This window comes from Porphyromonas sp. CAG:1061 (assembly GCF_000435035.1).
In the GTDB taxonomy this organism is placed as follows: domain Bacteria; phylum Bacteroidota; class Bacteroidia; order Bacteroidales; family Porphyromonadaceae; genus Porphyromonas_A; species Porphyromonas_A somerae.
In genome coordinates this window covers 18,350-21,338 of sequence record NZ_HF988918.1, presented here as the reverse complement: position 1 = coordinate 21,338, position 2,989 = coordinate 18,350, and the positions used below count along the sequence as shown (strand labels likewise).

Sequence of the window (2,989 nt, the reverse complement as noted above, 5' to 3'; positions counted from 1 at the left end):
GGATATATCTTACCCTGCTCATTGAGGAATTTCTTAAGGAACTCAGGATCCTTATAGTCTACGAACTTAATCCCAGCCTTTTTAAAGCGACAATACTTCTTACGATTTCGCTCTATAGAGAGTGGTGTAAGATAACGCACCTCTGACTTACCTTTACCTTTTTTCGCCATAATCTTTACTTTCGTCTACTTTAATTGTTTTCTTCCGATACTGTACTGCTTGCCTCTTCACTCTTTACAGGCTCTTTGCGGTTGCGACGACGCTTCTCAGCATACTCTAATGCATACTTCTCCTGCTTGAAAGTAAGGAAACGAATCACCCTATCATCACGACGATAGTTTACCTCTAGCGTCTCAATAAAAGAGGGCTCGCTCTTAAACTCTAAGAATACATAAAACCCAGTAGACTTTGCTTGGATAGGATAAGCTAGCTTACGCATACCCCACTCCTCTCGGTTCACTAGCTCACCGCCATTGTCGGTAATCAAGCCAACGAACTTATCTACCGCTTCCTTTGTCTGGTCTGCAGACAAATCGGGAGTTAAAATGAAAACGGTCTCGTAGTTGTTCATCATAAATTATTAATCTATTATTTGTGAAATAAAATTCAACTGCAAAGGTAATCATTTTCAATCAAATAGACAAAACAATCGCTCTCTTTATTTTCCAGTAGATTGATGGGAGCACATCCGCATTAGCTCTTGACATACACTTGGATCACTAATAATGTCAGAGGTCGTTTCTTCCCCTTGATTAACAATGTCGTCAATTGCCTTTAGCTCAAACATCTTGTAGTCTTTAAGACCTTTCATATCAATCAAAATGTCTGCCAACTCAATATCCTCCTTCATATTGGCTTTTGAGATAATTTCAAAGTATCTCATTGCCGAACTCTTAATACTTGATGGGGATTCAAAAGGACTGAGTTGGTACAAGTTAATGCCCACGACACACTCCGTCTCTTCCCTGATCACAGAGACTGGGAAGTTTTTCAGCACTCCACCATCTACATATTCAACCCCCTTTATTTTAAGTGGCTGAAAGACGATAGGTACTGTACAAGAAGCCACGACCGCCGAAACCAAGTCATCACCCTCTCTAAAGGCTGTTATCTCTGCTGTCTCCCAATTCGTAGCAACGGCGACAAATGGAATCTTTAATTGCTCAAAATTCTTAGCACGGAGGTTCTTTTTTAGCATCCTTGCCACCCCACTTGGTTTAAGCAAACCTCCTGAAAATAAGCTTAGTTCAGCAAAGTCCATTAACTTATGTCCCCTAAAAAGATCTGCTATCTCCTCAGGTGCAAAACCATCGGCATACAAGACTCCTGCCAATGCACCCGCACTAGTTCCAGCTATAATATCTGGCTTAATTCCATACTTCTCAAATACTTTGAAAGCGCCAAGGTGAGCAAATCCCTTAGCCCCACCCCCTCCGAGTGCGTATCCAAGACGATATTTCTTTTGATTCTGACTCTCGTCCATATTACCCTAATATGATTAGTGACTTTTTCACAGCTTTAATAAAACTATCTACTTCTTGCTTGGTATTGTAAAGTCCGAAACTAACCCGAGCAGTTCCTTCAATACCAAAACGTTGCATCAATGGCTGGGCACAATGATGACCAGTCCGAATAGCAACACCTTGTTGATCAAGCAAAACTCCCAAATCGTACGGATGTACTCCCTCCACTAAGAAACTGATTACAGCCTCTTTGTCGGCAGAAGTACCATAAATCTTCAACCCATCAATATGGAGCATCTGCTCCGTTGCATACGAAAGCAACATAGATTCATAGGCTTGGATTTTATCTAATCCAATATTTGATACATAATTGATACTTTCGGCAAGTGCCACACTATTGATAAAGTCTGGGGTACCAGCTTCATACTTATAAGGCAACTCATTATAGGTAGTCTTTTCCCAACTCACGTGCTGTATCATTTCACCTCCACCATGGTAAGGAGGAAGCTTTTCAAGCCATTCTCGCTTTCCGTAAAGCACACCTATTCCAGTAGGACCATATATTTTATGGCCACTAAAAGCCAAGAAGTCAACGTCTAAGTCAGTAACGTCTACCTTACGATGGGCAATAGCTTGTGCTGCGTCTAAAAGCACTGGCACACCATTGGAGTGTGCAAGAGCAATAATCTCCTTTACAGGATTAACCGTCCCTAATACATTTGAAGCGTAGCAAATGGAAACCAACTTAGTACGGTTGGTAAACATTGACTTCATAGTCTCCATATCTAATTCACCATTATCAAAACAAGGAACGACCTTAATCTTTATTCCTCGTGCCTCAGCTTGAAGTTGCCAAGGGACTATATTTGAATGATGCTCCATAGCACTAAGTATCACTTCATCGCCAGCTTGCATTTGAGACGAACAAAAAATACTCGCAACCATGTTGATGCCTTCAGTAGTCCCCCTTGTAAATAAAACTTCTGCTGCCTCCCTAGCATTGATAAACCTTGCTATCACTTCTCGAGCATTCTCATGAGCCATTGTTGCTTGCTGGCTGAGCGTATGCACGCCCCTATGTATATTGGCATTACGAGTGGTATAGGCAAGATACTCTGCATCTAGCATCTGCTTTGGCTTTTGTGTCGTTGCCGCATTATCTAGATATATCAATGGATATTTGTCGTGTATCTTTATATCTAAAGCTGGAAAGTCAGCTCTTATCTTTTCAATATTATAGGACATAAGATATTGATTAATTTAAAATATGATGAAGGATCCCCACATAGATCCCTGCAGTTTCGGTTCGTAGTCTTTCACTACCTAGAGATACAGTCTTAAAGCCATGACTGAGAGTTAGTGCAACCTCCTCACTTGTAAAATCTCCTTCCGGACCAATAAGAAAACTACTATCCACACCTGAGACAAAGGTCTCTTTCAGCTCTCTTTTCTCAAATGTATCTGCACAATAACCTATATAACGACCCTCATAGGTAAGTTGCGAAAGGTAATCCTTTAGTGTAGGG

Annotated in this window: 4 protein-coding genes and 1 pseudogene; all 5 read right to left on the bottom strand. The window is 41.0% G+C overall.

Annotation, left to right across the window (positions count from 1 at the left end; all coding sequences use genetic code 11):
* Window positions 1-170, bottom strand: a pseudogene (rpsR, locus tag QVO39_RS05300) (30S ribosomal protein S18); the annotation flags it as partial.
* 20 nt (window positions 171-190) lie between these two features.
* Window positions 191-571: a 30S ribosomal protein S6 gene (rpsF, locus tag QVO39_RS05295; RefSeq protein WP_018028074.1), complete on the bottom strand. Its 381-nt coding sequence runs from the start codon at window positions 569-571 to the stop codon at window positions 191-193.
* An 87-nt stretch (window positions 572-658) separates the two neighbouring features.
* Window positions 659-1,483: a patatin-like phospholipase family protein gene (locus QVO39_RS05290; RefSeq protein WP_021903312.1), complete on the bottom strand. Its 825-nt coding sequence runs from the start codon at window positions 1,481-1,483 to the stop codon at window positions 659-661.
* Window position 1,484: 1 nt separating this feature from the next.
* Window positions 1,485-2,708 (bottom strand): aminotransferase class V-fold PLP-dependent enzyme, encoded by a 1,224-nt coding sequence (locus QVO39_RS05285; protein WP_021903311.1) that lies wholly within the window; start codon window positions 2,706-2,708, stop codon window positions 1,485-1,487.
* A 10-nt stretch (window positions 2,709-2,718) separates the two neighbouring features.
* Window positions 2,719-2,989 (bottom strand): 16S rRNA (uracil(1498)-N(3))-methyltransferase (locus QVO39_RS05280; RefSeq protein WP_288171804.1); only part of this gene is annotated, 271 nt, incomplete at its 5' end.